The 306-nt window shown below is 47.7% G+C and carries 2 tRNA genes; both read left to right on the forward strand.

The features are described 5' to 3' along the window. Window positions 1-67: 67 nt before the first annotated feature. Window positions 68-144 (forward strand) — tRNA-Ile (locus ACXR0M_RS27265). 10 nt (window positions 145-154) lie between these two features. Beyond that, window positions 155-230: transfer RNA gene (locus ACXR0M_RS27270), tRNA-Ala, on the forward strand. Window positions 231-306: the final 76 nt, after the last annotated feature.

Genomic DNA, 306 nt, shown 5'->3' on the forward strand with positions numbered 1-306 from the left:
AAGACGATAGAAGCAGCTTTAAGCTCCAAGCTGATAGCTCTGAGCTAACAGTTACAAGCTCGAAATTGGGTCTGTAGCTCAGTTGGTTAGAGCGCACCCCTGATAAGGGTGAGGTCGGCAGTTCGAATCTGCCCAGACCCACCAATTTTGTTATGGGGCCATAGCTCAGCTGGGAGAGCGCCTGCCTTGCACGCAGGAGGTCAGCGGTTCGATCCCGCTTGGCTCCACCATAAACTGCTTCAAACGTTTGAGAGTTTAGAAATGAATATTCACTGATGAATATTGATTTCTAGTCTTTTGATTAGA

The organism is Pseudomonas sp. Eth.TT006 (assembly GCF_054456575.1).